The organism is Flavobacterium sp. P1_E4, from assembly GCF_056405915.1.
On record NZ_JBFUBE010000082.1, the window covers coordinates 1 to 736 of the forward strand.

General features: G+C 52.0%; 1 protein-coding gene. It reads right to left on the minus strand.

The window, feature by feature from the left end:
- Positions 1-736: hypothetical protein (locus tag AC1DY0_RS19100; protein ID WP_477190156.1), on the minus strand; the 736-nt coding region annotated here is incomplete at both ends.

Consider the following 736-nt stretch of genomic DNA (forward strand, 5'->3'; position numbering starts at 1 on the left):
GTTTTTGGTGGTGGAGAACGTACAACCCGAGCCTGTTTCTGCCGCTTCGGTACCGGTTGCAGTTAGACCCGTTGAGCAGTTATCGCTTACACTCGCTGTTCCGAAGGCTGCCGTGATTTCTGCTGCCGTTGGATTACAAAGTACCGTGCCTGCAGCAGTTAAAGTGATCACCGGAAGTTCCGTGTCTCGGGTATAAGTTAGCGTTTGCGAAGCCATGCCTRTGTTSCCGCAAGTATCCGTTACCGTCCAGTTTTTGGTGGTGGAGAAMSTACAACCCGAGCCTGTTTCTGCTGCTTCGGTACCGGTTGCAGTTAGACCCGTTGAGCAGTTATCGCTTACACTCGCTGTTCCGAAGGCTACCGTGATTTCTGCTGCCGTTGGATTACAACCCAATGTGCCTGCAGCAGTTAAAGTGATCACCGGAAGCTCCGTGTCTCTAGTATAAGTTACCGTTTGCGAAGCCAAGCCTATGTTGCCGCAAGTATCCGTTACCGTCCAGTTTTTGGTGGTGGAGAACGTACAACCCGAGCCTGTTTCTGCCGCTTCGGTACCGGTTGCAGTTAGACCCGTTGAGCAGTTATCGCTTACACTCGCTGTTCCGAAGGCTGCCGTGATTTCTGCTGCCGTTGGATTACAAAGTACCGTGCCTGCAGCAGTTAAAGTGATCACCGGAAGTTCCGTGTCTCGGGTATAAGTTAGCGTTTGCGAAGCCATGCCTATGTTGCCGCAAGTATCC